The organism is Stappia sp. BW2, from assembly GCF_008107695.1.
GTDB lineage: Bacteria > Pseudomonadota > Alphaproteobacteria > Rhizobiales > Stappiaceae > Roseibium.
Map to the genome: position 1 here is coordinate 78,141 of NZ_VIRG01000053.1, position 26,716 is coordinate 104,856.

A 26,716-nucleotide genomic window follows, 5' to 3' on the forward strand; every position below is an offset into this window, starting at 1 on the left:
GCATAACGAACGCCGACCGGTTGAACGGGGTTTCGTCGGAAGGTTTGCCTCAGCGTCAGCCGTACCATCTTCAAAAGACGCTTCGGATCGTTAGCAAGGCAAAACTGCCTACAGAAAGACGTGGTTATACGTTTGATTTTGTGAAAATCTGATATCCGCGCCTTGAAACGGACACTACCGGGACCCTGTTAATGTCAATTCGTGCAAGCATTTATCATCTGACGCATTACCGATACGACCGCCCAGTTACGCTAAGCCCGCAGATCATACGCCTGCGGCCGGCTCCACACAGCCGCACCCGGGTCCTCTCCCACTCGCTGAAGGTTTCGCCAGAAGGGCACTTCGTCAATCATCAGCAGGACCCGTACGGCAACTGGCTGTCCCGCTTCGTGTTTCCCGAGCCTGTGCGCGAATTCAAGATCGAAGTGGATCTGGTCGCCGACATGGCCGTCTACAATCCCTTCGATTTCTTCATCGAGGAAAGCGCCGAGGAATGGCCCTTCGACTATCCGCCTGAACTTCGTGAAGATCTCCAGATCTACCGGAAGCTCGACCCGACCGGCCCGCACCTGACCGCATTCCTGGAAACGGTGCCGAAGGATCGCCAGAGAACTGTCGACTTTATCGTCGGCCTGAATGCCAAAGTCTCCCAGACCGTCAACTATGTCATCCGGATGGAACCCGGGGTCCAGACGCCGGAAGAAACATTCGAAAAAGGCACCGGGTCCTGCCGCGATTCCACCTGGCTGCTGGTGCAGGCTCTGCGTCATCTCGGTTTTGCTGCCAGGTTTGTTTCCGGCTACCTCATCCAGCTGAAACCGGATCTGGAAGCGCTCGATGGCCCTTCCGGCACCGACCACGACTTCACCGATCTGCACGCCTGGGCCGAGGTTTACCTGCCCGGCGCCGGCTGGATCGGGCTGGACCCCACGTCCGGGCTGCTGGCGGGGGAAAGCCACATTCCGCTGGCCGCAACACCTCATTACGTCAACGCCGCACCGATTGTCGGCATGGCGAGCAAGGCGGAGGTCGACTTTGCCTTCGACATGAAGGTCTCCCGCGTTGCCGAACACCCGCGTATCACCAAGCCTTTCTCGGATGATGCCTGGTCGGCGCTCAATCAGCTCGGGGCCAAGGTCGACCGTATCCTGGCGCAGGAAGATGTCCGGCTGACCATGGGCGGAGAGCCCACGTTCGTCTCAATTGACGATTTCGAAGCCGACGAATGGAACACCGATGCCGTTGGCCCCACCAAACGTCAGAAGGCGGACACGCTGATCCGCCGCCTGCGCGAGCGCTTCGCCCCGGGCGGTTTTCTGCACTACGGCCAGGGTAAGTGGTATCCGGGGGAAACCCTGCCTCGATGGACGTTCTCGCTCTATTGGCGCCGGGACGAAAAACCCATCTGGAAAGACCCGGATCTGATTGCGGAAGAAGGCCAGGAGACCGGCGCGAACGCCGAAAAGGCCGAAGCCCTGTTGCAGGAGATCGCGACAAAGCTGGAAATCGACCCGGACTTCGTCGTGCCGGCCTATGAGGACCCGGCGGTCTGGCTGGTAAAGGAAGCCAACCTGCCGGAAAACGTCACCCCGGAAAATTCCAAGCTGGAGGATGCCGAAGCACGGCATCGTATTTCGCGCGTCTTCGACCGCGGACTGACCGCACCTGCCGGCCACGTACTGCCGATCCAGCGCTGGCAGTCGAAAGCCGGTGGCCATCGCTGGCGGTCCGAGCAATGGAAGTTACGCCGCAACGCCCTGTTCCTGGTTCCCGGAGACAGCCCGGTCGGTTACCGCCTGCCGCTGGAGTCCCTGCCTTACGTCCCACCGGCGCAATATCCCTATACCAACATCGCCGACCCCACCGTGCCGCGAGATCCCTTGCCGGAATTCCCCGCAGGCCCGCGTGCCGAACGCGAACAGAGCATTGCACGTTTCACGGCGGGCGAAGCTCAGCAGGACAGGCGCGAACAAACCCTGCCGGATGCCGAAATCGGCGATTCCGCCGTCAGGACAGCCTTGTCGGTTGAGGCGCGTGACGGCCGTCTGTGTGTATTCATGCCGCCGGTGGAACGCATAGAGGACTATCTGGAGCTGGTGGCGGTGGCGGAGTCCGCCGCTGCAGATCTGAATCTGCCGGTCCATATCGAGGGGTATCCGCCACCAACGGATCCCCGCATGAATGTCATCCGTGTCGCGCCGGATCCCGGCGTGATCGAGGTCAACATCCACCCGGCCTCGAACTGGCAGGAATGTGTTGCCATCACCGAAGGTGTCTACGAGGAAGCCCGGCAGACACGGCTCGGCGCCGACAAGTTCATGATCGACGGCAAGCACACCGGCACCGGCGGCGGCAACCATGTGGTGGTTGGCGGCGCGACACCGCTCGACAGCCCTTTCCTGCGCCGGCCGGACCTGCTGCGCAGCCTGATCCTGCACTGGCAGCGTCATCCCAGCCTGTCCTACCTGTTCTCGGGCCTGTTCATCGGCCCCACCTCGCAGGCCCCGCGTGTGGATGAGGCCCGGCACGACGGCCTTTACGAGCTTGAAGTTGCCCTGGCTCAGATCCACCGTCCCGACGAAGGCCCGACACCCTTCCCCTGGCTGGTCGACAGGTTGCTGCGCAACCTGCTGGTCGATGTCACCGGCAACACGCACCGGGCGGAAATCTGCATCGACAAGCTTTACTCCCCCGATGGCCCGACCGGGCGGCTGGGTCTGGTTGAGTTCCGCGGTTTTGAAATGCCGCCGGATCCGCGCATGAGCCTTGCCCAGCAGCTATTGCTGAGGGCCCTCATCGCGCGCCTGTGGCAGCAGCCGCTGTCCGGCAACCTGACACGCTGGGGCACGGCCCTGCACGACCGCTTCATGCTGCCGCATTACGTGTGGACGGATTTCCTGGATGTTCTGGGCGATCTGGAGCATCACGGATTTTCGATGCGCCCCGACTGGTTCGAGGCCCAGGCCGAATTCCGCTTCCCCTTCTGCGGTGAACTTGAGGTCGACGGCGTCCATCTGGAACTGCGCCAGGCGCTGGAACCCTGGCACGTCCTCGGTGAAACCGGCGCCATCGGCGGCACCGTGCGCTATACCGACAGCTCCACCGAACGGCTGCAGGTCAAGCTTACCACCAGCGATCCGGACCGTTATGCCGTCACCTGCAACCGCCGCACATTGCCGCTGAGGAAAACCGAGACCAACGGCGTCTCTGTTGCCGGTGTTCGCTACAAGGCCTGGCAGCCAGCCATGGCGCTGCATCCGGTGCATCCTGTGGACGCCCCGCTTACCTTCGATATTTTCGACCGGTGGAGCGGCCGGGCGCTCGGTGGCTGCGTCTATCATGTTGCCCATCCGGGCGGACGGAACTATGAAACGTTTCCCGTCAACGGGAATGAGGCAGAGGCCCGCCGCCTTGCCCGGTTCGAGCCCCACGGCCACACGCCCGGGCTCTATATGCCGGGGCTGGAACGGCCGCATCCGGAGTTTCCGTTGACGTTGGACCTGCGCAGACCGCAGAATGTCTGACGGACCGGCAGGCCCGCCGATTGGAAACGACGTATGAGCTTGGACGAAAACGCAGAACCCGGAGCACTTCGCTACGGCCTCTTGAAGGCCTATCGTCCTTTTCCGGATGTCTCGGACGAGCTGCTGTTTCCTGACGGGCGGGTCAGACCGGTCTGGCGACCGTTTCTCGATCACCTGAGCGCATTGACGGCGGATGAGATCGCCGAGCGGTTTGCACGCGGCAATCAGTATCTGAACGATGCCGGTGTCTATTTCCGTCAGTACGGGCAGGACGGGGCCAACGAACGGGAATGGCCGCTAAGCCACATTCCGGTGATCATCAGCCAGGACGACTGGCAGGTGATCACGGACGGTCTGACGCAACGTGCTGAACTGCTGGAGCAGGTTGTCGCCGACCTCTACGGCGACAACAGCCTGGTGGCGAACGGTTACCTGCCCGCAAGCCTGATTGCCCAAAGCTCCGAATGGCAACGTCCGCTCGTCGGCATCAAACCGAAGTCCGGGCACTTTCTGCATTTCCTGTCCTTTGAGATCGGCCGCGGGCCCGACGGCACCTGGTGGGTTCTGTCCGACCGGGCCCAGGCGCCCTCCGGCGCCGGTTTTGCGCTGGAAAACAGGGTTGCTACCGGGCGCGTCTTCAACGAGTTCTTTGCCCGTGCGAACGTTCACCGGCTGGCCGGGTTTTTCCGGCGGTTCCGCGATCATCTGGTGGAACTGCGCGGAGAGAGCGAAAGCCGCGTTTCCATCCTGACCCCAGGACCCTTGAACGACACCTATTTCGAGCATGCCTATATCGCCCGTTATCTCGGCTTCATGCTGCTGGAAGGCGAGGACCTGACGGTTGAGAACGGCAAGCTGATGGTTCGCACGGTGGCCGGCCTGAAGCCTGTCAGTGTTCTCTGGCGGCGCCTCGATGCCGGCTGGGCCGATCCGGTCGAACTGAACGAAACCTCACAGATCGGAACACCCGGCCTTGTTCAGGCCGTGCGCAGCGGTGCCGTGACCATGATCAACGCGCTCGGGACCGGCGTCCTGGAAACACGGGCGCTGCTGGCCTTCCTGCCGCGTATCAGCGAGCATCTGCTTGGCGAACCGCTGAAACTGCCGAATGTCGCGACCTGGTGGTGCGGGGAAGAGGCAACCAGAGCCTATGTGAAGGAACACGCGGAAAGCATGATGTTCAGCCCCGCGCTGTCGACCGCTCTGCCCTTCACCTCCTCCAAGACCGATTTTATCGGCAAGGATTTCAGCAAGTTCCACAAGGGCATTCTGGAATCCTGGATCGACAGCAAGAGCGACAAGCTCGTGGGACAGGAAGCCGTAACCCTGTCGTCATCGCCGGCCTACGACAATGGTCTTCTGGTTCCCCGGCCGATGAGCCTCCGGGTTTTCCTGGCCCGGACGGCCAACGGCTGGGAAGTGATGGCAGGCGGTTTTGCCCGGATCGGGCGGACGGAAGATGCCAGCGCCATAGCCATGCAGTCCGGTGGATCCGCCGCCGATGTCTGGATCGTTGGTGGCCAGAAGCAGCACAAGGAAACCCTGCTTCATCAGACGGAATCGCCGTTCTTCAAATCGCAGCCAGGTACCCTGCCCTCCCGCGCAGCCGACAACCTGTTCTGGCTCGGCCGTTACGTGGAACGGGCGGAAGGCGCGGTGCGACTGCTAAGGGCCTATCACGCCCGGCTGATGGAAACGGCAGACCCGGAAGCCCCGCTCGTCGCCCTGACGGCGGAATATCTCGACAAGATCGGCATGTCACCGGACGAACCGGTTCCCGCTGGTTTGTGCGACATGCTGCAATCGGCCGTAGCCAGCGCTTCGAAGGTACGCGACCGGTTTTCCGTCGACGGCTGGCTGGCGCTCAACGACCTGGCGCAGACCGCAAACGGCGTCAGGCGCACAATGCATGGCAATGCCGATGTCACACGGGCAATGGGCCTGCTCCTGCGCAAGATAACCGGCTTTTCGGGCCTCGTTCACGAGAACATGTACAGGTTCATCGGCTGGCGCTTCCTGTCCATCGGCCGTGCATTGGAACGGGCCCACCGAATGGCCGATCTCCTGTCGGTCTTCACCGACGAGGAAGCGCCGGAAGGCTCTCTTGAACTGCTGCTCGAGGTTGGCGACAGCGCCATGTCCATGAGCCGGCACTACGCCGTGTCCCTCAGCCACACCACGGTGCTTGACCTTTTGGCAATGGACATCAAGAACCCGCGCGCGGTGCTCTATCAGCTTACCGACATGAAAGATCATATCAGCGTGCTGCCCAACGCAACGGAAAACGGGCACCTGTCGGAGCTGGCCCGCTCGGTTCTGCAGGTTCACACCCGTTTGGCAATCGCCACCCCGGACACGCTGACACCGGACACTCTCGGCGACCTGCGGGACCAGATCGCCTATCTCTCCGTGGAGCTGACCGATGCCTATATCCGATGATATCAGGCCGCGTTCCACCAACACGCCCGACGTGAGGCGCCCTTGTTCTACGATGTAACGCTTGAAATTACCTACGATTACGCCAGTCCGGTCAACTACGGTCACCACGCGCTCAGGCTGATGCCGGCGACCATTCCCGGTGAGCAGACGTTGATCGACGGACAGATCCACATCGTTCCCTCTCCGTCCGAGCGGCATGATCGGGTGGACTTCTTCGGCAATGCCGTCACGGACGTCGTTTATCGCCGCAATCACAGCGAACTTGCCTTCAAGCTGAAGGCACGGATCGACAGAACCGCGACGCCGGAAGCCTTCGACATTTCTCCACCGTTGAATGCCCTGCCGAAAGAGCTCTCCGCAGTCCAGTCTCTCGCGCCCAAGGCGCCAGTCCATTTCCTGTCCGCCTCGCCGCGCCTTCCCCTCGACCCTGCCTTCGCGGTCTATGCCCAGGATCTCGTCGTGCCGGGCATGAGCACGATTTCGGCGGTGGAATCCATCGGCAAGGCCTTGAACAGGGACATGCAATTCGACGCCGAAGCCACGACGGTCGACACCCCGGCCATCGAAGCCTTCGAGCGCCGCAACGGCGTCTGTCAGGATTTTTCGCATATCATGATCGCCTGCCTCAGAAGCATCGGGATCCCGGCGGGCTATGTCAGCGGCTTTTTGCGGACCATCCCGCCGGAAGGCAAGGAGCGGCTGGAAGGCGCCGACGCCATGCACGCCTGGGTCATGGCCTGGTGCGGCATCGATATCGGCTGGATAGAATACGATCCAACGAACGCGCTCCGGGTCGGCCAGGATCATATCGTTGTCGCCCATGGCCGCGACTATGGCGATGCAGCACCGGTAAAGGGCATCTTGCGCACGTCCGGATCGCAATCGACCGATCACAAGGTCGATGTTGTTCCGCTTTGAGGCAAGACGTCTTTCCAGCACTGCGCCTGAACATTGGCTTTAGATATTATCGCGAGATATCCCCGGATGAGCCGGGTGAACCTGTTTCCATGAGAGCCATTTTGTTAAAACGTGGAACGCGACCAAGGGGAGTTGGTTATGCGTTCTTTTCTTCATGCCATCGTGTTCCTGCTGGTTTCGGCCAGCACCGTCCAGGCAGGTTATGACCAGTCGAAGGACTGGTTCCATGCCAAGGACTGGCGGGAACGGGTTCGCATCCAGTTTCTGCTGGTTTTCACCGGCGACTATGCCTTCCAGGTGGATGGCACTTTTGGCAAGCTCACCTACAAGGCGCTGACCGACTTCCAGAAACATCGCGACTTCTATCCGAACGGCGTGCTCGACAGCGAGCAGATGCAGATCCTTCAACGCGATGGTCTCGACCTTGTCGAGCGGGTTGGATTTGAAACCTATTTGGATGCCATTGCCGGTTTGCAGCTTGGCGTTCCGGGCAAACTCTTCGAACCGTTTACGCGTACGCGGCGCGGCCAATTGTGGCGGGCCTATGACCACAGCATCGAACTGGAAACGCTGCAGGTCCCGGCAGACGAAACCGGCTACGCCGCCCTCTACAAGCGTCTGACCAATACCAGCGATGGCAGGATCGTGGAACACAAACGATTCCGCAACGATTACTTCGTCGTTTCCGGCCAGCAGAACGGACGCGATTTTTATCTGAGGATGATGAAAACATCTTCAGACAGCCGTGGCTTCTCACTTGCCTGGCAGGCTCGCCATGCGGTCTTCATGGATCGCGTGGCGGTTGCCATGTCAAACAGCATGACGTTTTACGACGGTTCAGGTGACAGGAAGCCGGACGACGAGAAACTGGACGCGGTTACCTCGGCGCCCGCTCTGAAGCTTCCGGAAGAGGATAGCCGCAGTACTCCGCTTCCCAAGGGTGCGCGCAAGAATGCGCACGGCCAAACGACCACCTCATCCGGCAGCGGCTATTTCCTGACCACCAAAGGCCATATCGGGACCAACGCCCATGTGGTCGGCAATTGCCGGTCGCTGGATATTCCGGGTCATGGAACTGCAAGGCTGGTGAGGGCGGATACGGAAAACGATCTTGCGATCCTTCAGCTCGACAGCGGCAAATCGGAACATGCCGCACAATTCCGGTCTGAACAGCCGATTGTACGCGGCGAGGAAATCTTCGTGATCGGCTACCCGTTCGCCGAGATCCTGGACAACAACTTGAACTTCACCCCCGGCATGATCTCGTCATTGGCGGGTGTGAAGGGCGACAAGCGGCATTTCATGGTGACCGCACCAGTCCAGCCCGGCAATTCAGGTGGCCCGGTTCTGGACCGGACCGGAGCAGTGATCGGCACCGTGGTATCCCGCCTCGACACGTTCAAGACGCTGAAACTTGCCGGGGACCTGCCGGAGAACGTGAACTTCGCCGTCCGCGGAAAGCTGATGGCGCAGTTCATGGAAGAGCTTGGCCTGGCCCCACGCTACAACACGATCACCACCCTCAAGAGCCCGACGCGGATCGACGAGGAAGCCTCGCAGTACACCGTTCTGGTGCTGTGCCGGAACTGAGCCTGCCGAAAAGAAACCCCTTGCTGCCGGCAGGCGGGAATTCATCGGATGGCCTTGTCCTCTGCGTCGAAGAAATGCAGGCGGGTTTCGTCGAAGGTCAGACCAATACGAGTGCCTTCTTCCACTTGCTCAGCACCGCTGATACGCACCAGGATCGTGTCCAAACCGTCGAGAGCCACGTAGAGGAACGTGTCGGCCCCCAGATATTCGGCGACTTCCACCGTGCCGCTGCAATGCCCTTCGCCGGGTGCGGTGATGCCGATATGTTCCGGCCGGATGCCCAGTTTCACCGGGACTTGCGCGCTTCCGGCATGCGGATAAGGACCACCGCCGTGCCCTTGCAGCGAAAACTGCCCCTCTTCCAATGAACACGGCAGTACGTTCATCTTCGGCGAGCCGATGAACTGGGCAACAAACAGATTGTCCGGCCGCTCATATAGCTCGCGCGGAGACCCAACCTGCTCGATCTGGCCGGCCTGCAACACCACGATCTTGTCGGCCAGCGTCATCGCTTCAACCTGGTCGTGGGTCACATAGATCATCGTGGTGCCCAGGCTCTTGTGAAGCCGTGCAATTTCAAAGCGCATTTCCACGCGCAGGGCCGCGTCCAGGTTTGACAGCGGTTCGTCGAACAGGAAGGCACTCGGCTCACGCACAATCGCACGGCCGATGGCCACTCGCTGGCGCTGACCACCTGAAAGCGCCTTGGGGCGCCGGTCGAGATAGTCGTCCAGCTTCAGCACCTCGGCTGCAGCATTCACCTTGCGATCAATCTCTGCCTTGGGAAAGCCTGCCGTCTTCAAACCGAAGCCGACATTCTCGCGCACCGACATATGCGGATAGAGCGCATAGGACTGGAACACCATCGACAATCCGCGCCCTGAAGGAGGCAGAGCGGTAACGTCCTTGCCGTCGATCTCGATGGCGCCGCGGCTGGTTTCCTCCAGGCCCGAGATCAGGCGCAGCAGTGTCGATTTTCCGCAGCCGGAAGGCCCGACAAAGATGACGAACTCGCCGTCCTTGATATCGAGGTCAATCCCCTTGATGACCTGCAGGTCGCCGAACCATTTTTCGACCTTGTTGAGCTGGATCGCTCCCATCCCGTCCCCCTTAAGCTGCCTGTTCGGCGTGTGAAGGCGAAGCCCAGGTCAGCCAGATGGCCGACGTCCAGGAGAACGACCTCCCCCCTGCTCCCGCACCGGTTTCCGGACTGAAATATTCGGCAAAACCACCGCTTTCGATCAGCCGTGCCGTATCGGCACGCAGCCGCTCGGCACGGGTGGCATCGCCCGCTTCGGCAAAGCCTTTCGCGATCATGTAATTGATCATCGCCCACACCGGCCCCCGCCAGTAGCGCAGGGGCTCGTAGCTGCGGTGGTCCGGGTCGTAGGAGGGCATCAGATAGTCGACCCGTGCCGCAATCCTGTCGAAGTGGTCCTGAAGCGCGCTGAGGGTTTGCGGATCGCTGAGCCCTGCATAAAGCGCCAGAAAAGATGCGCTGGAGAGGCCATCGGTCTGCTTGCCGCTGCGTTCGTCGAAAGCGACATGAGCCTGGACCTTATCGTTCCACAATGTCCGGCTGCCTTTTTCCATCGCAGCGATCCAGCCCCGGATCTCTTCGGCTTCCGCACTCTTGCCGAGCTTTTCCGCCAGCGCCAGAAGATCCCGGTTGGCACGCAGGAAGATGAAGGTCACTCCCGGGTCAGCGACGAAGAAGGGGCAGGTCTCGGCGACCTTTGCCGGATCCCAGCCGACTTTTCGGCAGGCCGCGACGATGCTGAGATAGCGGTCATAATCCTCCTTGTGCGGCCGCATGGCCGGGTCCACATGCGAGGTATCCTTGCGCTCATAAGGACCGATGTCCTTGACCTCAACCGCCCTCAGAGCCTCATCCCAGTCCGGCAGGTTGTCCCGGCCGGATTCCCATGGGTGAATAACGGCGATGACGCCAAGGTTTTTCGGGTCGCGATAGGCCAGAAACCAGCGGTGCCAGGCCATCAGCTTGGGCAACAGCGCTTCCGCCCGTTCCAGCGCCTTGCCGGTGCGGTCAGCCTCCACCAGACTGTGAACGACAGACGCGGCCACCGGCGGCTGAGAATGTCCGGAGCTCGGGATCGGGCCGCCGTCGGTGCCCCAGACACTCGGACCTGGAAAATAACTTGGATCATCCTTGCGGAACAGGATGTGAGGCACCATTCCGTCGCGCCACTGGCCCTGAAACAGCATCTCGATTTCCTGCCAGGCACGGTCCTGATCGAATTCCGCGAACCCCAGCGCAACGAAGACGGAATCCCAGTTCCACTGGTACGGATAAAGCCCCTTGGTCGGGATCGTATATCCGCCCTGGTCGTTTTCGGTCAGGATGGCCCTCGCCGCCTGGTCTAGATCTGTGTGTGCCACAGCAAACTCCCTTGGGCTCTTCGCAGCCCCTTCTCTTGATCGGTCAACCCTTGACGCTGCCGGCCGTCAGGCCCTGGACAAGGAAACGTTCGAACCACAGGAAAATGAAAAGGACGGGCACGGTCGCAATCACCGCGCCCGCCATGAGGTGCTGACGCGGCACCTCGGAGGAATTGAGGGACACCACGCCGCGCGACAGCGTGAAGATGTCCGGATCGTCCAGGAACATGAACGCGAACAGGAACTCGTTCCAGGCGATCATGAAGACGTAAAGCGATACGGAGGCCAGCGCAGGCAGCGACAGCGGCAGGGTGATCTTCAGGATCACGCCGATGCGCGACAGCCCGTCCATCAGCCCGGCTTCTTCCAGTTCCGACGGCAGGCCGCGGAAATAGCCCTGCAGCATGTAGAGCGCGACCGGGATCGTGGTTGCCGGATAGACGATCAGAAGGCCGGTGAGCGTATTGCGCAGGCCAAGCTGCGAGAAAACCGCGTAGAGCGGGATTACCAGAACGATGGCCGGGACCATGTAGATGAGCAACACGGAGCGGGCCAGAAAGGCCTGCCCCGGAAACCGCAAGCGCGATACCGCATAGGCACCCGGCACCGAGAACAGCAGCGTCAGCACCACGGTTGCCACGGAAACGAAGGCGGAAACCATCAGGTAGCGGCCAAAATTGAACTGGGTGAAAAGTTCGACATAAGACCGGAACAGACCGCTGATGCCCTGACTGACGTCTATCGACAGGTCCAGCGGGTTGGCGAGCAGCGCCTGCTGGCTTTTCAGCGACGTCATGATCATGACGTAGAACGGCAGGGCCACGATGATGGAAAAGACGACGAAGCCGATGCCCTTGGCAATGCGGATATAGACGACCTCGCGCTCATAGCGCGACATGGCGCCAAGCTGGGCACCATCGAGACAGATGGCGTTGGCACCGGCGACGCCGGCGACAAACAGTACCAGACCGAGGCCCTGCCAAAGCGTGTGTTGTCCAAGCGACAGTCCGAAGGGAGCCGCGAAAGAGACCACCATCACCACAACGAACAGGATGGCAGCCGACAGCCCCCTGTCCGCCATGGCGCCAGCGTGTCCCGCCGACTGCCGCCAGACCAGAACAAGAGCGCTGATGAGCCCGGCAAGACCGGCGGCCGATGCCTGCGGCAGGGCCACATCGCCAGTCACCAGCGTCAGCGTGACCCCGATCACCACCATGGCTGTGACGCCCCAGATAAGGCCCGTCAGGGCAACGAGAACGATGCTGCCGGGTTTCATAGCCCTTCCTCCTTCGGTGAAAAGCGGATGAACAGGGTGGCGAAGGTGACAAGGACGACGAACACGACGACCGCGACAGCCGCACCGGCGCCGAGATTGGACAGGGCAAACCCCTGTTCATAGACATCGACGGTCAGCGTGCGGGTGCCCGCATTGCCGCCGGTCAGCAGGAAGATGTCGTCGAACTTGTTGAAGGTCCAGATGAAGCGCAGCAGGAACAGGACCGAGAGGATGCCCATGAGCTGGGGTAGCGACAGGTACCAGAACTGCTGCAAGGGCGTCGCCCCGTCCATTTCGGCAGCTTCATACATATCCGTGTTGATCGACTGCATGCGTGCCAGGATGAACAGGAAAGACAACGGGAAATAGCGCCACGCCTCAAAGGCGATCACCGTCGTCAGCGCCAGGGGAAACTCCATCGGAATGCCGAGAAAGGAAAACTCGATGGCCCGCTGGCCGAAGAAATTGATCGGATCGGTGACGACGCCCATCTTGGTCAGCAACGCATTCAGCGTGCCGGAGAACGGGTCGAACAGCACCACCCAGGTAAAGGCTACGGCGATCACCGGCGACACATAGGGAAACAGGAACAGGCCGCGCAGGACGCCGCGCCCCGGAAAGGACGTGTTCAGCAGCTGCGCCGCAAAGAGCCCCAGCACAAGCGCTCCGCCGGTGCCGAAGATGGTGTAGTAGAAGGTGATGCGCAGCACGGACCAGAATTCGTCGGCGCTGAAGATCCGGCTGAAATTCTCGAACGTGAAATCGAAGTTGGTCAACACGTTGTTGGCTTCGCCGGTAATCACGGGCTCACTCGCCCGCTCCGGACGGTGCGCGGCCAGAAATGCTTCCGAAACCGTTCCGACCAGTTTGACGTCGCCGCGCCAGCCGGGCGCCACCGTTCCAAGGTCACAGGTCATCTTCGCGCCGTTCAGGGAACAGCTTTCGGAGTGCGAGATAACCGTGAAACCTTCGGGAACCACATCGCTCAGCGTGACGTCGCGGATTTCCTCGTCCTGTGAGGAATTGCGCAGCCGGTATTCCAGCCGGGCCTCGTCGCCCGGCGCTTTCGGTCGGCCACGCACGCGCTCGTTGACCAGCACTGTGGGCGGCCGGAGGTCGGCGAGCTGAACCGGTTTCACGCTGATCCAGAAATTGGCAAGCAAAGGCCCGGCGACAATTATCAGGATGATGGCGAAGGTCGGCGCCAGCATCAGATAAGCCAGCCACATTTCACGCCGCTGCATCGGACCTATACCTTTCGGTGGCCCAGAGGACGCGTCAGCTTGGGATTTGGTGTTCATCTTTCCGCCCGGGGTCTCGGTCCCGTTCTGCCGCTGGCAACCGTCCGGCACCAACAGACAACTGACTAAAGCTCCATCAGGACTGCCGTCATTGCCGCGGCAGACGATGGAAAGAGGACCGGGCATAAGGAAAACGCCCGGTCAGGGTCTTTATGTGCGGGAATTCCCACCCCTCCGTTCAGTCCGGAGAGGTGGAAACGCTTTACTGGATCTTGGCCAGTTCTTCGTTGAGCTTGGCAACGGTTGCCGCCGCATCCCGCTCATCGTCGATGTACTCACGCACCAGACGGTTCATCACCTGGCTGTTGATCATCTTGGAGGCAAGCGAAAGCTGGCCTTCCTTGACGCCCCAGCGGCTGGCGGTGTCGAGACCGGATACGATGGTCTTGATGGTGTCTGCATCGTAGAGATCGGTCAGCGGTGCCTTGCGGTCGACACCCACGGGAAGCTCCGCCCAACCGTCGACGAATTTGGTCGGATTGTCGGCCGTACCGCGGCGGATCGGGAACTTGCCTTCCGGTGCGATCGACAGGGTCGACAGGTAACCGTCGTCCATGGAGAACTCGACGAATTGCATCGCCGCTTCGGTGTCCGCATCATTGGTGATGCCGAAGTAACGCATGTCTGCCCAGGCAGCGCCATCGGGATTGGACGGCCCGCTCAAGGTGGTGACGACACCGGTCTTGGACGCAAGTTCCTTGGAGGTGGGGTCATCCGTGATGGTCGGCGGAGCGCTGTCGCGAAGTCCGGCAAGCTCGTCCAGGATGAACGGCGACCAGATGATCATGGCCGCTTTGCCGGCAAAATAAAGCTCGCGCGACTGCTTCCAGAAGAGATCACCAGGAGGCGACGCCTTGGCGATTGCCTTGTAGAACTCCAGCGCTTCGATGGTTTTCTTCTCGTCCAGAGGCGTGAAGCCTTCCTCGCCAACCGGGCTCACGCCATTGGCCAGAAACACATGCTCCAGCACCTGGCTCATGAAGTTCTCGTCCACCTTGGTGGCGGCAACGAAGCCGAACATCTCGGGCGGGTTATGCAGCTTTTCGACGGCCGCCAGAATGTCTTCATAGCTGTCAGGCGCGGCAAGGCCATTTTCCTCGAACAGGTCCTTGCGGTAGATCACCATCTGGGTCCAGCCGTCCACGGGCACCGAGGCAACGCCGTCTTCAACGGCGGCCATCGCAACCGCGCCCGGCGCGAAGGTGTCAACTCCAAGTTTCTCGAACACCTCGGTCGCAGCTTCGGTGTCCAGAATGCCCGCTTCTGCCCAGGGCAGCGCGTATTGAACCGTGTGATAGATGACGTCCGGCAGGTCACCGGCGGCAAAGGCTGCCGTGGCGCGCGTGCCGAGGTCGGATTCGGTCACCGGAATGACATTCACCTCGATGCCCGTCTTTTCCTTGAACGCGGCGGCCATTTCTTCCTGTTTGGCCAGGCGCTCCGGTTGTTCTTCTGTTGTCCAGAACCGCAACGTATCGGCCTGTGCGGCCGTCAGACCGAGCGTCAGAACGCCCGCGATGGTCGAGGCCAGAAATGTCGTCCTCCCAAACATATTACTCTCCCTTCCTGCCGGAATGTGGCTGTTGGTTCAGCCGGTCGCGGAGCGCGCTTGCAAGCGCCTCCGATGAATTCGCCGGAGCGCCATCCGAGGCGCGCCGGATTAGGTTTGCCGTGGCAAGTGCCTGCAGATCAGTCGGATTTTTGCCGTCCAGAACATCAATCAGCATGCGCGCAACCCTGCCGCCTGCTTCCTGCGCGCTTTGCGAGAATGTCGTCAGCGGCGGGTCCAGGTATTCCCCAACCGGCAGGCCGTCATATCCAACGATGGTGACATCCGCGCCGACCTTCAGGCCGAACTTGCGGCAGAACTGGACCGCCCCGATGGCCAGAGCGTCCGTCGCACACAAAAGCGCGGTCGGCGGCGCCTCGAGCGACAGCAGCGCCTCGGCGCCTGCAAACCCGCCCTTCTCGGTGAGCAACTGCAGCGTTTCCAGCTCCGGGTCATGCGCAACCCCCAGGGCCTCAAGGCCCTGCCGGTAACCGTCGCGCCTCTGAAGTGCGAAATTGAGTTCCATCGGTCCGCCGATGAAACCGATCCGCTCGTGCCCGAGGCTGTAGAGATGGCGCACGCCATCGGCAAAAGCCGCCTCGTTGTCGATATCGAACCAGGCATAGCCAGACGGGTCGCGCGTTCGGCCGTGCGCGACGAAGGGAAAATTGTGCTCCCGCAGATAGGCGATGCGCGGATCGTCCACCTCCGTACGGGTGACGATGAAGCCGTCCACCTTGCGCCGGGCGATCAACCGCTTCACGGTTTCAATCATGTGTTCGCGCGAATGGGCCGTCGTCACCAGCAGGTCGAGCCCCAGTTCGTCGAGGGCTCTGGCGATGCCGTCGATGAACTCCGACAGGAACGGATCGGCGCCGCTGCCGTGACCAACGGGAATGACGATGCCGAGCGTATCCTGGCGTCCGCGCTTCAGATTGCGCGCTGTGGCCGACGGCTGATAGCCCAGTTCCTGAACCGCCGCCAGGACGCGCTTGCGGGTAGCTTCGGAAATATCGGTGTAATTGTTGAGGACCCGCGACACGGTTCCCTTCGCAACGCCCACATGGCGCGCCACGTCATCAATCGTGACGGAACCGCGAAGTCGCGACATCAATCCTCCCTGCGAGCCTTGCTGGCTCGATTCCCTTTCCGCAGCCGCTTTCGACAACGGTTTGTTTTATCGCCAAAAGTTTTGCAAAACCGATTTTGTAAGTCAACAAAATCGGTTTCGGAGATCGAATAATTCTTTTTTTGCAAAGCGGGAAGAGTTTGAGGCAACAACGAAACATGCCTCTGCAATGTTTCGGAAATCAAAAAAGGGAGGAGCATTTCTGCTCCCCCCTTGCATGGATCAATCTCTGCTCAGCAACCTTTGAAACAGCTTTGGACGCCAAGGCCAGCGATGATTGTCAGAACGGCACTCCGGACACGAGAATCAGGTTGGCGTAAGGCGTGCACTCACCGGTACGAATGACGGCACGTGCTTTCGCGCAACGCTCCTTGAAATTCTCATGGGACATCCGGACGTGCTCGATGGGCTTGCCCGCATCGGCCGCCCAATGGGCCAGCCGGACCTCGATCTGCGTGACGAGATCTTCCGAGGCTTCCTCTGCGAAGACTGCCTGCTCGACGATCATTTCATCGGCCAGCGCTTCCAGCACATCGAAAAAGCCGGGCACCCCCGGGCTCACCGCCAGGTCGATCACACCGACATTGGCAGGCACCGGCAGGCCCGCGTCCGCCAGGACGATTTCGTCCATATGGCCGAGCGAGGCAACCAGTTTGCTGAGGTGCCGGTTTAAGAGCTTGGTACGTTTCATGGCCTTGTCCTGAATGTTCGGTAGTGCTTACGTGAGCGAGACCAGTGTTTCGCAAAGCGGCACGGGGTCATAATAGGGTGCGGAGGCCTTGCTGACGAGAGCAAGACGAAGAACGGAAAGTCCCAGATCCCGCAGCCCTTCCGTTTCACCTTCCGGAACTGCCTGGTCGACGATCACGAAATTCAGCAGCCGATCCACCGGGCAGTCGCTGCCCGCGTCCCGCCGCAGGTAGGCAAGCAGGGTCATCACCTTGTCCGCAACGCTCATTGTTCCCGTTTCCGGGTCGTGCCCCATTCCGGGCACAAAGACCTTCGGCACAGTGCGCGCAGCGATGGCCGTTCCGACACCAGTCGGCAGAAGATTCGCGATCAGGCTGGTGTAGAAGCTGCCCGGCGCGTAGCAGATCAGATCCGCGGACTGGATCAGGCTCTGGTTGCGCTCCGGAAACGCAGCTTCCGCAGGATCCTTGCCGGACAGTCCCCGGTTGAGAAAAAGGAATTTGATCGGCGACACCAGCGGGGGATGTTCCTTGCCGGTCAGAAGATGCTGGCCGATGACCACCTCGCCATTCTCCAGCTCCGCGCCCAGATGCAGGTTATCCTCGGCAATGGCCCGCACGGTGCCCTGCACACCTACCAGCTTGGCCACCAGAAAGATGATCGGTTCAAGCTGCTGGTTCTGGTTGAGATAACCCCCGGCCAGGATCAAATTGCCGATGCTGGCTCCCCGCAAATCGAAAGCATCCGGACGCGCGGCGTAAAACGTGCCCAGCTGGTTCTGGATCAAAGTGCGCATCGGCTGCTCGATCGCCGTCACAAGACCATGCGTTCCGGCAATCATGCTATCCAGCTCGCCGGCCAGATCCGCTTGCGGCGCCGTTTTGGAAAAACGGTGCGTGAACAGGCGAAAGATATCGGGGTGACCAAGCACCGTCTCGTCGGCAAGAGCCATCAGCCGGCTTCTGAGATCGCCGATGGCAGGCATGTTGAAGGCAATCCTGAGGCCTTGCGAACTGCCGCCGCTGTCGAACGGTGTTACCAGATGAATGGAATTATGCGTGTAGCGTTTCAGGTTCTGGGCAACACCGTTGAGCGCCGAGCCCCCACTGAAAAACAGCGTACTTGGACCAAGCTTGGGATTGGACAGAAACCGTTCGATCCGGAACGGATCGGGCAGGCGCGCCACACGGGTGATGGTAATTTCAGTCAAGTCCTGTCCCTTGGGATGTCCGGCAAGATCAACCGGGTAAAGGAAGTGCGGCGCCTATCCATGCCAGTATGCTATCCAATCCATATGGCGCGGAAATCATTGACATTCGTCAGTGTCGGTCCGGTGACAATCTGATCTCCGATCGTGTCGAAAAAGCGGTGAGCGTCGTTGTTGAGCAAGGCTTCTTCCACATCGGCACCGGCCTTGTCCGCCCGGGCGAGCGTATCGGGTCCGATTACGGCTCCGGCAACCTCCGCGGCCCCGTCGACACCATCCGTATCACAGGCAATCGCATGGATACCTTGAGCGTCGCGCAAGGCAAAGGCCAGAGCAAGGGCATATTCGGCGTTCGGTCCGCCGACCCCTTCACCGCGCCGCGTGACCGTCAACTCGCCGCCGGACAAAAGCAACAGGGGCCGGCTTCCCTCAGGCCGTTCGCGCTGGCGGCTCAAGGCAAGTTCCGCATGGGCGCGCGCGACGTCCCGCGCCTCGCCTTCCAGTGCATCGCCCAGGATCTCGACATCGCAGCCTTCCGCCTCCGCAAGGCTTTTGGCTGCCTCCAGCGACTGGGAGGGGGCCGCGTAGATGGTATTCGAAACGCGGCTGAGCTTTTCGTCATCCGGCTTCAGAACACCACTGCCCTCAGACAGAACCTGCTGAACCGAGTCTGGCACCTCGATCTTCCACTGGTCCAGGATGGCCTTTGCATCGTCTGCCGTGCTTTCGTCGCCCACAGTCGGACCGGACCCGATCTCGGCAGGACTGTCGCCGGGAACATCCGAAATGAGCAGGGTCAGCATTTTGGCAGGATAGGCAGCGGCAGCCAGTTGGCCGCCCTTTACGCGGCTCAGATGTTTCCGCACGACATTCATCTGGCCAATGGGGGCCCCGGAAGCCAGAAGCGCCTGATTGACCGCCTGCTTCTCCGCAAGCGTGATGTCGCCCGCAGGCGCGACCAGAAGCGCCGAAGCACCGCCGGATATCAGCGCCAGCACAAAGTCGTCCTCACCCAGGCCGGACACGAGATCGATCATCCGCTCGGTTGCGACCAAACCCATTTCGTCCGGAACCGGATGCGCCGCTTCCACAATCTCGATGCCCTCGCACGGTCTCCCGTAGCCGTAGCGCGTAATCACCAGACCTTCGCAAGGCCCCCAGGCCTTTTCGACCGCCTCAGCCATACGGGCGGAAGCCTTGCCTGCACCGATCACCACAACCCGGCCTGCCGGTTTTTCCGGCAGAAACCCGGCGAGACTTTGCATCGGGTCAGCCACCTCGACAGCCCGCAGAAACAACCGCTTCAAACAATCCCGAACGCTTTCGGCCATGGCACCACTTCTTCCGTAAATCGTGTTCTCCTGTTTGAGCGCAGAACCGCAGGCATTATCAAGGCCGAAACGCTGTCTTCCCGTCTGGCAGGCTCCAAAACCCAGCGAAACTGTGTGCCCCGCAGCATAGAAATGTTTTGCGTTTCACCGTTGCCAACCACACATGAGCACCAATTCCAAGGAGGACAAAATGACCGCGCAGACAATGCCCGCCTTCGAGACGGCAATCCGCAACCCGGATAATCCGGGCCACCTGATGGTGATCAAGGACGTCCCCCGGCGCATCCGCATCTACCAGGGCGCGGCCCTGCTTGCAGACAGCACCCGCGCGCTCCGCGTTCTGGAAGTCGGCAAGTCTTTTTACGATCCGGTGATCTATGTGCCCGAGGCCGATCTCAAAACCCGGTTCGGATATGTCGACAAATCCACCCACTGCCCCATCAAGGGCGATGCCAGCTATATTTCCCACGACAGTGAAGAGATCGGCTGGGTCTACCGATCACCGGTGCCGATGGCGGAGAAACTTTCCGGGCATTATGCCTTCTGGCCGTCCAAGGTCAGGGTCGTTGAAGGCGAATAGAGCGAATAGAAATCTGTAAACTTCGGCTCAGCCCTTGCCGACATCCTCGACATAAACCAGCGCCCGGCCCTGGCAGATCCTTGTGCCATCTTCAGCTTCGCAGATCGTTTCCAGATCGACCAGGTGTTTTTCCGGCCGCAGACGCGTGATGGTGACCGATGCCGTCAGTATTTCCCCGACGGGCGCAGGCGCCACAAATTCCAGACTTTGCTTCAGGTAGTTGGTGCCTCTTCCCGGCAACTCCACCCCCAGCAGATAGGAGAACAGCCCCCCGATCAGCGGCCCCGGAACGGAAACCGGCACCTCAGTGCCTTCGCCGGCAAGTTGCGCGAAACCAAGCATGTCTTCCTCGGTGTATCTGCGCCGCACTTGGGCGCGTGCCCCGACTTCCAGGCTCATGTCCGCCTCCCCAGTTTGCAGGTGCCGGACAAGGTCACTGCCCCGTCCGCCGCGCGTGCGACCTCGATCAGGATCAGGTCCGCCTCATCCTCACTCGGTGTGAACGAAAACGTCAGTTCCTCGTTTGCATACGCCGGGTTCGGGAACATCATGGTCTGAACGGCATGGGTCCGCTGCGGATAGAGCGCTGCCAGATGGGCGAAGACCCGCGTATAAAGCAGCATCCCGTGCGAAACGGTGCGGCCGAACCGCGTGCGGCTCGAAAAGTCGGGATCGACATGGATCGGATTATCGTCACCGGACAGATCCGCAAAGGCGTCGAAATCTTCCTGACGGGGAATCCAGCGAAACGTCGCGCCGTGCTGCGCGTCAGCGGTGAGGCTCATCGGTTATGCTTTCTCCAGCGGTTTGTCGGCAAGGAAGTCGTCTTTGAGAATGTTCTTGCGCACCTTGCCCGCAGCGGTGCGCGGAAGGTCGTCCGTAACGGTGAAGCTTTTTGGCACCTTGTAGGGCGCAAGCTGCTTGCGGCACCAGTCGGCGAGCGTCGCCGTGTCCAGATCTTCACCCGGCCGCGCTATCAGAAAGGCCGCACCGACCTCGCCCCATTTGGTGTCCGGCACGCCGATGACAACGGCCTCAAGGATGGCGGGATGACCGACCAGCACCTTCTCGACTTCGGCCGGATAGACGTTCTCGCCACCGGAGATATACATGTCCTTGATGCGGTCGACGATGTAGTAGTAGCCGTCCTCGTCGCGGCGCCCGATGTCGCCGGACTTCAGCCAGCCGTCGACAGTGAAGGTCGCGACCGTCGCTTCCTTGTTGTCCATGTAGCCCGGCGTGATGTTCGGCCCGCGAAACTGGACCTCCCCCTCACCCGGCCCTTCGACAATGCCGCCATCGCCGTCGACCAGACGGACGTCCGTGAGGATCTGCGGCTTGCCGACCGAGCCGATCTTGGCCGATGCGTGATCCTTGTCCATCAGGAACACGGTTGGTCCGGTTTCGGTCATGCCCATGCCGTTGCAGATGGTGACGCCGCGTTGCTGAAACTCGGACAGCAAATGTTTCGGCACGGGCGCACCGCCACAGCCAAGCGACCGGACCTTCGAAAAATTCGTCTTGCCGATCCTGGGTGACAGGGCCAGTGCCTGATAGATCGCCGGAACACCGAAGAAGCAGGTGACGTTTCCAGCGGAAACGAGATCGAGAACGGTCTCCGCATCGAACTTGCGCAGAACCGTCGACATGCCGCCGTTGAGGAAGATCGGCAGCGTTGGCAGATTGATGCCCGCCGTATGAAAGAGCGGCAGGAAGTTGACGCCCTTTTCACCGACGGAAAGCCCGGTGGCCTGGCAGTAGTTGATCATGTTGGCATAGGCCATGCCCGCCGTCTGGATAACCGCCTTCGGCAGGCCCGTCGTTCCGGAGGTGAAGAGCAGATACCAGGGCGCCGACGCCTTGACCTTGCCGCAACCGATTGCAGCAGGACTTGCCTCAGCCAGCAGATCGTCGAGAGCGCTGACACCTTGACCTTTTGCGCCCATCGGCAGCAGTGACAGGTCGGCACCGGCGGCAAGCTCTGCAGCGGTCTCCGCAAAGTCCTGATCATGAAACAAAAGCTTCGCCCCGGAAGCGGCCAATATGGGCTGCAGTTCGGCAACCGGCTGGCGCCAGTTCAGCGGCACCAGAAGGATGCCGGTCTTTTGGGCGGCAAACAGCAGCGCGAAGAAATCCGGATGATTGTGGCAAAGCACCGCCATGCGGTCGCCCTTGGCAAGCCCCCGTGCGAGCAACAGATTGCCCAGGCGTGTCGCCCGCTGGTTGATGTCGCAGAAGCTGAAGGCTCTGCCGCTGTCCCGGTCGACAAAGGCAGTTGCTCCGGGCGTGAGCTCCGCCCGTTTTGCAGCCATGTCGGTCACATACTCCATAGGTCCTCCCAACACCTGGTGCGGCTACGAACCGGCGGCCCTCGGAAGGTTGAGGCGATCACGTTGGCGATCATCGCTCGAACCTTCAGGCCGGGCCTCTCCTCAAGCCCACTTCCTGGTGAATTCCTTCATCCCCTCGAGCGTGCTCGGACGGGTTACCAACTCCAGAAACCTGGTCTTTTCCTGATCCAGACGCTCACGCACGATGCTCCGCCTGCGCTCGTCCCAAACATTCTGCCGTGTCGCACGATGGGTCTGCGCGAAGCCAGAAGCGAGTTCCGCGACCCAGCCCTCAACGGTTGCGGCAAGGTCAGCCCCTTGCACGCGGCACTCGGCAAGGTCCAACGCAACCGCATCCGCCGCTCCTATGCGCGTGTTGCGATACTGGATCGCAAGGGCCCTGGAGGGGCCGATCCGTTCCGGCAGCAGCGCAGTCCAGCCGCCGTCCGGCCCAAACCCCACCTGATTGTAATAGGGCTGCACGAAAGCCGTCTCCGACATAGCAACTAGATCCGCCGCCAGCATCAGACCGGCAGAGCCACCCGTCACCGGCCCGTTGACGGCTGCAAGCACCGGCGCCGGAAAGGCCAGCAGGTCAAGGATTGCCTCGTGCAAGCTCCCGACCAGCACGTCGGAATAGGCGTGAAGATCCTCGGCAGACCCGGCATGGTCCATGAAGCTGCCAATGTCACCGCCAGTCGAAAAACTGGTGCCACGGCCGGACAACACCAGCGCAACCGGCTCGGCAGTGGCTGCTGCTGCAAGGGCATTTCGCAGATCGCTGACCAGAGCCGGAACAAGGGCATTGTGCCGCTCCGGCCGGTTCAGCCAAAGCCAGATCGCACCGCCGCGCGTTTCTGTCTCGACGAGGCTCATGACATGCACCTCAGGGCTTGATGCCGTTGGCAATCAGGTCGTAGGCGCTGGCCACAAGATCGGCAATGGGCTTTTCCGACTTGAAAACCACCAGTTGCTCGCCCAGTGCCCGGGCAATTCCCATGAGCGCCCAGGCGCGGGTTTCCGTGTCGCCTTTCGAGATCTGGCCGGCGGCCTCGGCAGCCACCAGCCCCGACCGGTACCCCTCGGCAAATGTCCTGTAGTATTCCTCATAGGCGGCGGGATCGACAAACAGCGCTTCCTGAACGATCCGGTAAAGATCGGGATGGGCCTGGACGAATTCCAGAAACGCCCGAAGACCGGCCTCCTCCGCTTCCAGGCGGTTGTCGATGTCCTGCGTTGCCTCGGCAATCGTATGGCGGACAAGGCGGCCCATTTCCAGAACAAGCTCGGAGAACACCTGCTCCTTGGTGGTGAAGTAGATATAGAAAGTGCCTTGGGCGACGCCGGCCTCACTGGTAATGTGACCGATGGAAGCGTCGTTATAGCCTTTCTCGCCAATCACCCGTTCTGCAGCAGTCAGGATTGCCTTCCTCGTGGCTTCCCCGCGCGCCGTTTTCGGCTGATTGCTCGCACTCTTTTGTGCTGTTTGTGCTTCTGCGGCCGGTTTACCCACCTGCTGTTTCCTCCCAACTCCTGAAACATGAATCAGTATTCATGTTTGACACATGAAAGCAAGAACCTTCTGCACGCAGACCCGCGCGATGCGGCCATCCGGTACCGTCAGAAATCCCGGATCGGTTTGCTTTCTGCGGCGGCGCTGCAAACTTTCCGGCAATGAATTTTGGGTATCCTTGCGGCTCGCCCGAATTCACGAGCGTTTTCCAACGCTGGATTCGCATCGGTTTCTCGGGCTAAACTGCGGCGGCAGAGACTATGGCGATTGGACGCAGCCGTGGTTTTTGACCTTGATCAAGGCCAAAACTTTGAATAGCAGTTTTGAATGGCTATAAGTTAGCTGCTATTCTGGAATCGGACGGAAAGGCTCCAGACGGCAAAGTTGGCCGCGCGGGACGCGAGTTGCGCGGGCAGGAGAGAGGCGCTGGCAAAAAGTGCCCGCGATGAGAGGATCCTGAGAATGGACGTGAACGCGTATCTGGAAGAACGCCTGGGCAAACTGCATGACAATGGTAATTACCGCGTCTTTGCAGATCTGGAACGCCAGGCAGGTGATTTTCCGCGCGCAACCCGTTACCGCGAGGATGGTTCGGTTCAGGATGTGACCGTCTGGTGCTCCAACGACTACCTCGGTATGGGCCAGAACGAAAAGGTCGTGTCCGCAATGCAGGACGTGATCTCCAAATGCGGCGCTGGCGCTGGCGGAACGCGCAATATTTCCGGCACCAACCACTACCATGTTCTTCTGGAGAACGAGCTGTCCGACCTTCACGGCAAGGAAGCGGCTCTGATCTTCACCTCCGGTTATGTTTCCAACTGGGCAGCGCTCGGCACGCTCGCCTCCCAGGTTCCGGGCATGATCGTCTATTCGGACTCGCTCAACCACGCCTCCATGATCGAGGGCATCCGCCACGCCCGTTGCGAAAAACGCATCTTCAAGCACAACGACTATGAAGATCTGGAACGCCAGATGGCAGCGGACGATCCGGACGCGCCGAAGCTGGTCGCATTCGAGAGCGTCTATTCCATGGATGGCGACATCGCGCCGATCAAGGAAATCTGCGACGTTGCCGACAAGTTCGGCGCGCTGACCTATCTCGACGAAGTGCATGCCGTCGGCATGTACGGCCCACGCGGCGGCGGCGTTGCCGAACGCGAAGGCCTGATGGACCGTCTGACCATCATCGAAGGCACGCTCGGCAAGGCTTTCGGCGTCATGGGCGGCTACATCACCGGCTCGAAGACGGTGGTCGACTTCGTCCGCTCCTTCGCATCCGGCTTCATCTTCACCACCGCCCTGCCGCCGGCACTGGCAGCAGGCGCAACCGCCTCCATCCGGCACCTGAAGGACAGCCCTTTCGAGCGCAAAGCGCACAAGGACCGGGTCGCCCAGGTCCGCGCCGCCCTCGACAAGCGCGGCATCCCGCACATGGAAAACCCGAGCCACATCGTTCCGGTGATGGTGGGCGATGCCAAGAAGTGCAAATGGATCTCCGACATCCTTCTGGAGACCTACGGCATCTACGTTCAGCCGATCAACTACCCGACGGTTCCGGTCGGCACCGAGCGCCTGCGCTTCACTCCGACCCCGCTGCACACGGCCGAGGACATCGAACACCTCGCCAGCGCGATCAACGACCTGTGGTCGCAGTGCGCACTGGCCCGCGCTGTCGCGTAAGCGCTGGAAAAAACAGATCCTGCAAAACCCGCTTTCCGATGGAAGGCGGGTTTTTCTTTGACCGTTTTCCACCGTGGTTATCCCGTGACTTGAGCACGAGTTCCAAGCCTTTGCGGTTCCTGTAAACGATAAAGCGCATCGGCATGGACTACAGGATCGAGCTTCCATGATTTGTCGCCCCGGTTTGATGCGTCAGCAGCAAGACCGGGACCCAGTACGCCGTGTCGTTCGAGGCTAAGACACACACTCAGCCGGTTACTGGATCCCTGCCTGCGCAGGGATGACAAGTTGCCATTACCTTCGCGCAAAAGTCTGTGTCGAGGGTTTTCCCGAATACGAGCGGGGCGAACCGTACAAGACGCGTGACACCAACAACAAACGTCTCGACGCGGCCATCGTCCGCCCTGCCCTTTTCCCATCCCCGCCCTAGCTACTCTCAGATGCCTTTGCCATGGGGAGACGGTTGCGATGCGGATAATCCTTGCTGTTGTTGTCTGGTGCCTGGCCCTGATCCCGCCTGCTTTTTCGGAAGAACTCGACCTGGAACTGGTGCTCCTGGCGGATGCGACCGGATCCATCGATGAGGCAGAAATCCAGTTCCAGCGCAAGGGATATGCCGACGCGATCACGGATCCGTCCGTGCTGAATGCCATATCCAGCAATATCTACGGCAAGATCGTCGTCACCTATGTCGAATGGGCCGACGTGCACTCCCAGGATGTTGTCGTCGACTGGACAGTCATCGACGGACCGGAGAGCGCCCGGCAATTTGCAGCGGAGCTGATGGCAGCCCCGCGCCGCGCCTATGGCCGCAACGCCATCGGCGCCGCTCTCCTGAAGGGCAAGCAACTGATCGACGGCAATGCCTATTCGGGCCTGCGCAGGGTGATCGACCTGTCCGCCGACAGCGCCAACAACTGGAACGGACCGACCATTCCCGAAGCCAGGGATATCGTGGTGTCCTCCGGGATCGTGATCAACGGGTTGGCGGTTCTGTGCCGGCATTGTTCCGGGCGGCCGATAGCCTACGATCTGGAACAACGGTTCTACCAGACCATCATCGGCGGACCCGCCGCCTTCGTAGTGACAGCCGACAGTGCGCAAACCTTTGCCGACGCCGTGCGCAAGAAACTGATCCTGGAGATTGCCGCCAAACCCTCTGACGCGCAGCGTATCCTGAAACAGTTGGCAGCCTTGCAGTAACCGTGAAACGGCCCTTGCACGGACCTTTCCAGTTGCATTTTCGCTTTTGGCAAATC

The 26,716-nt window shown here is 60.8% G+C and carries 21 protein-coding genes; 7 read left to right on the forward strand and 14 right to left on the reverse strand.

Annotation, left to right across the window (positions count from 1 at the left end; genetic code table 11):
- Nucleotides 1-191 precede the first annotated feature (191 nt).
- The 4 genes from FMN63_RS04715 to FMN63_RS04730 all read left to right on the forward strand — a co-directional run bounded on the left by FMN63_RS04715 (nucleotide 192) and on the right by FMN63_RS04730 (nucleotide 8,471).
- Nucleotides 192-3,524 carry a transglutaminase family protein gene (locus tag FMN63_RS04715; RefSeq protein ID WP_148582801.1) on the forward strand — a complete coding sequence of 1,111 codons (3,333 nt, stop codon included), beginning with the start codon at nucleotides 192-194 and terminating at the stop codon, nucleotides 3,522-3,524.
- Nucleotides 3,525-3,557: 33 nt separating this feature from the next.
- Nucleotides 3,558-5,963, forward strand: a complete 2,406-nt coding sequence (locus FMN63_RS04720) for a circularly permuted type 2 ATP-grasp protein (protein ID WP_148582802.1) — start codon at nucleotides 3,558-3,560, stop codon at nucleotides 5,961-5,963.
- A 42-nt stretch (nucleotides 5,964-6,005) separates the two neighbouring features.
- Nucleotides 6,006-6,881 (forward strand): transglutaminase family protein, encoded by an 876-nt coding sequence (locus FMN63_RS04725; protein ID WP_148582803.1) that lies wholly within the window; start codon nucleotides 6,006-6,008, stop codon nucleotides 6,879-6,881.
- A gap of 138 nt (nucleotides 6,882-7,019) precedes the next feature.
- A complete protein-coding gene (locus FMN63_RS04730; protein ID WP_148582804.1) occupies nucleotides 7,020-8,471 on the forward strand; it encodes a serine protease in 1,452 nt (483 codons plus the stop codon).
- A gap of 41 nt (nucleotides 8,472-8,512) precedes the next feature.
- Here the strand turns inward: FMN63_RS04730 and FMN63_RS04735 are convergent, their stop codons facing one another.
- From FMN63_RS04735 to FMN63_RS04775, 9 genes are all read right to left on the reverse strand, one after another.
- Entirely contained in the window at nucleotides 8,513-9,571 is a 1,059-nt protein-coding gene (locus tag FMN63_RS04735) for an ABC transporter ATP-binding protein (RefSeq protein ID WP_148582805.1), read from the reverse strand.
- 10 nt (nucleotides 9,572-9,581) lie between these two features.
- Nucleotides 9,582-10,871 carry an MGH1-like glycoside hydrolase domain-containing protein gene (locus FMN63_RS04740; protein WP_148582806.1) on the reverse strand — a complete coding sequence of 430 codons (1,290 nt, stop codon included), beginning with the start codon at nucleotides 10,869-10,871 and terminating at the stop codon, nucleotides 9,582-9,584.
- A gap of 43 nt (nucleotides 10,872-10,914) precedes the next feature.
- On the reverse strand, nucleotides 10,915-12,147 hold the full coding sequence (locus tag FMN63_RS04745; RefSeq protein WP_148582807.1) for a carbohydrate ABC transporter permease: 1,233 nt from the start codon (nucleotides 12,145-12,147) through the stop codon (nucleotides 10,915-10,917).
- On the reverse strand, nucleotides 12,144-13,391 hold the full coding sequence (locus FMN63_RS04750) for a carbohydrate ABC transporter permease (RefSeq protein ID WP_286192543.1): 1,248 nt from the start codon (nucleotides 13,389-13,391) through the stop codon (nucleotides 12,144-12,146). Before FMN63_RS04750 ends, FMN63_RS04745 begins: the two co-directional genes overlap by 4 nt.
- 259 nt (nucleotides 13,392-13,650) lie before the next feature.
- Nucleotides 13,651-15,000 (reverse strand): ABC transporter substrate-binding protein, encoded by a 1,350-nt coding sequence (locus FMN63_RS04755; protein WP_148582809.1) that lies wholly within the window; start codon nucleotides 14,998-15,000, stop codon nucleotides 13,651-13,653.
- 1 nt (nucleotide 15,001) lies between these two features.
- Nucleotides 15,002-16,108, reverse strand: coding sequence for a LacI family DNA-binding transcriptional regulator (locus FMN63_RS04760; protein WP_148582810.1), 1,107 nt, complete (start codon nucleotides 16,106-16,108; stop codon nucleotides 15,002-15,004).
- A gap of 298 nt (nucleotides 16,109-16,406) precedes the next feature.
- Complete coding sequence (gene rbsD / locus FMN63_RS04765; protein WP_148582811.1) at nucleotides 16,407-16,817, reverse strand: D-ribose pyranase; 411 nt, start codon at nucleotides 16,815-16,817, stop codon at nucleotides 16,407-16,409.
- Nucleotides 16,818-16,844: 27 nt separating this feature from the next.
- Entirely contained in the window at nucleotides 16,845-18,026 is a 1,182-nt protein-coding gene (locus FMN63_RS04770; protein ID WP_148582812.1) for a GAK system CofD-like protein, read from the reverse strand.
- 71 nt (nucleotides 18,027-18,097) lie between these two features.
- Entirely contained in the window at nucleotides 18,098-19,354 is a 1,257-nt protein-coding gene (locus FMN63_RS04775) for a glycerate kinase type-2 family protein (protein WP_148582813.1), read from the reverse strand.
- A 190-nt stretch (nucleotides 19,355-19,544) separates the two neighbouring features.
- On the opposite strand from FMN63_RS04775, the gene FMN63_RS04780 reads away from it, so the two are divergent.
- Complete coding sequence (locus FMN63_RS04780) at nucleotides 19,545-19,934, forward strand: DUF427 domain-containing protein (protein WP_209000941.1); 390 nt, start codon at nucleotides 19,545-19,547, stop codon at nucleotides 19,932-19,934.
- 27 nt (nucleotides 19,935-19,961) lie between these two features.
- Here the strand turns inward: FMN63_RS04780 and FMN63_RS04785 are convergent, their stop codons facing one another.
- The 5 genes from FMN63_RS04785 to FMN63_RS04805 all read right to left on the reverse strand — a co-directional run bounded on the left by FMN63_RS04785 (nucleotide 19,962) and on the right by FMN63_RS04805 (nucleotide 23,777).
- The gene (locus FMN63_RS04785; protein WP_148582815.1) at nucleotides 19,962-20,333 is read right to left on the reverse strand and encodes a hotdog family protein; all 372 of its coding nucleotides are present in this window, start codon (nucleotides 20,331-20,333) and stop codon (nucleotides 19,962-19,964) included.
- The gene (locus FMN63_RS04790) at nucleotides 20,330-20,719 is read right to left on the reverse strand and encodes a MaoC/PaaZ C-terminal domain-containing protein (protein ID WP_148582816.1); all 390 of its coding nucleotides are present in this window, start codon (nucleotides 20,717-20,719) and stop codon (nucleotides 20,330-20,332) included. The genes FMN63_RS04785 and FMN63_RS04790 overlap by 4 nt, the downstream gene beginning before the upstream one ends.
- A 3-nt stretch (nucleotides 20,720-20,722) precedes the next feature.
- Nucleotides 20,723-22,264, reverse strand: a complete 1,542-nt coding sequence (locus FMN63_RS04795) for an AMP-binding protein (RefSeq protein ID WP_148582817.1) — start codon at nucleotides 22,262-22,264, stop codon at nucleotides 20,723-20,725.
- A gap of 102 nt (nucleotides 22,265-22,366) precedes the next feature.
- Nucleotides 22,367-23,140: an enoyl-CoA hydratase/isomerase family protein gene (locus tag FMN63_RS04800; protein ID WP_148582818.1), complete on the reverse strand. Its 774-nt coding sequence runs from the start codon at nucleotides 23,138-23,140 to the stop codon at nucleotides 22,367-22,369.
- Nucleotides 23,141-23,150: 10 nt separating this feature from the next.
- A complete protein-coding gene (locus tag FMN63_RS04805; RefSeq protein ID WP_148582819.1) occupies nucleotides 23,151-23,777 on the reverse strand; it encodes a TetR/AcrR family transcriptional regulator in 627 nt (208 codons plus the stop codon).
- A 462-nt stretch (nucleotides 23,778-24,239) separates the two neighbouring features.
- On the opposite strand from FMN63_RS04805, the gene hemA reads away from it, so the two are divergent.
- Nucleotides 24,240-25,457 (forward strand): 5-aminolevulinate synthase, encoded by a 1,218-nt coding sequence (gene hemA, locus FMN63_RS04810; protein ID WP_148582820.1) that lies wholly within the window; start codon nucleotides 24,240-24,242, stop codon nucleotides 25,455-25,457.
- Nucleotides 25,458-25,925: 468 nt separating this feature from the next.
- Nucleotides 25,926-26,660, forward strand: a complete 735-nt coding sequence (locus FMN63_RS04815) for a DUF1194 domain-containing protein (RefSeq protein ID WP_148582821.1) — start codon at nucleotides 25,926-25,928, stop codon at nucleotides 26,658-26,660.
- The last annotated feature ends 56 nt before the right edge of the window (nucleotides 26,661-26,716 follow it).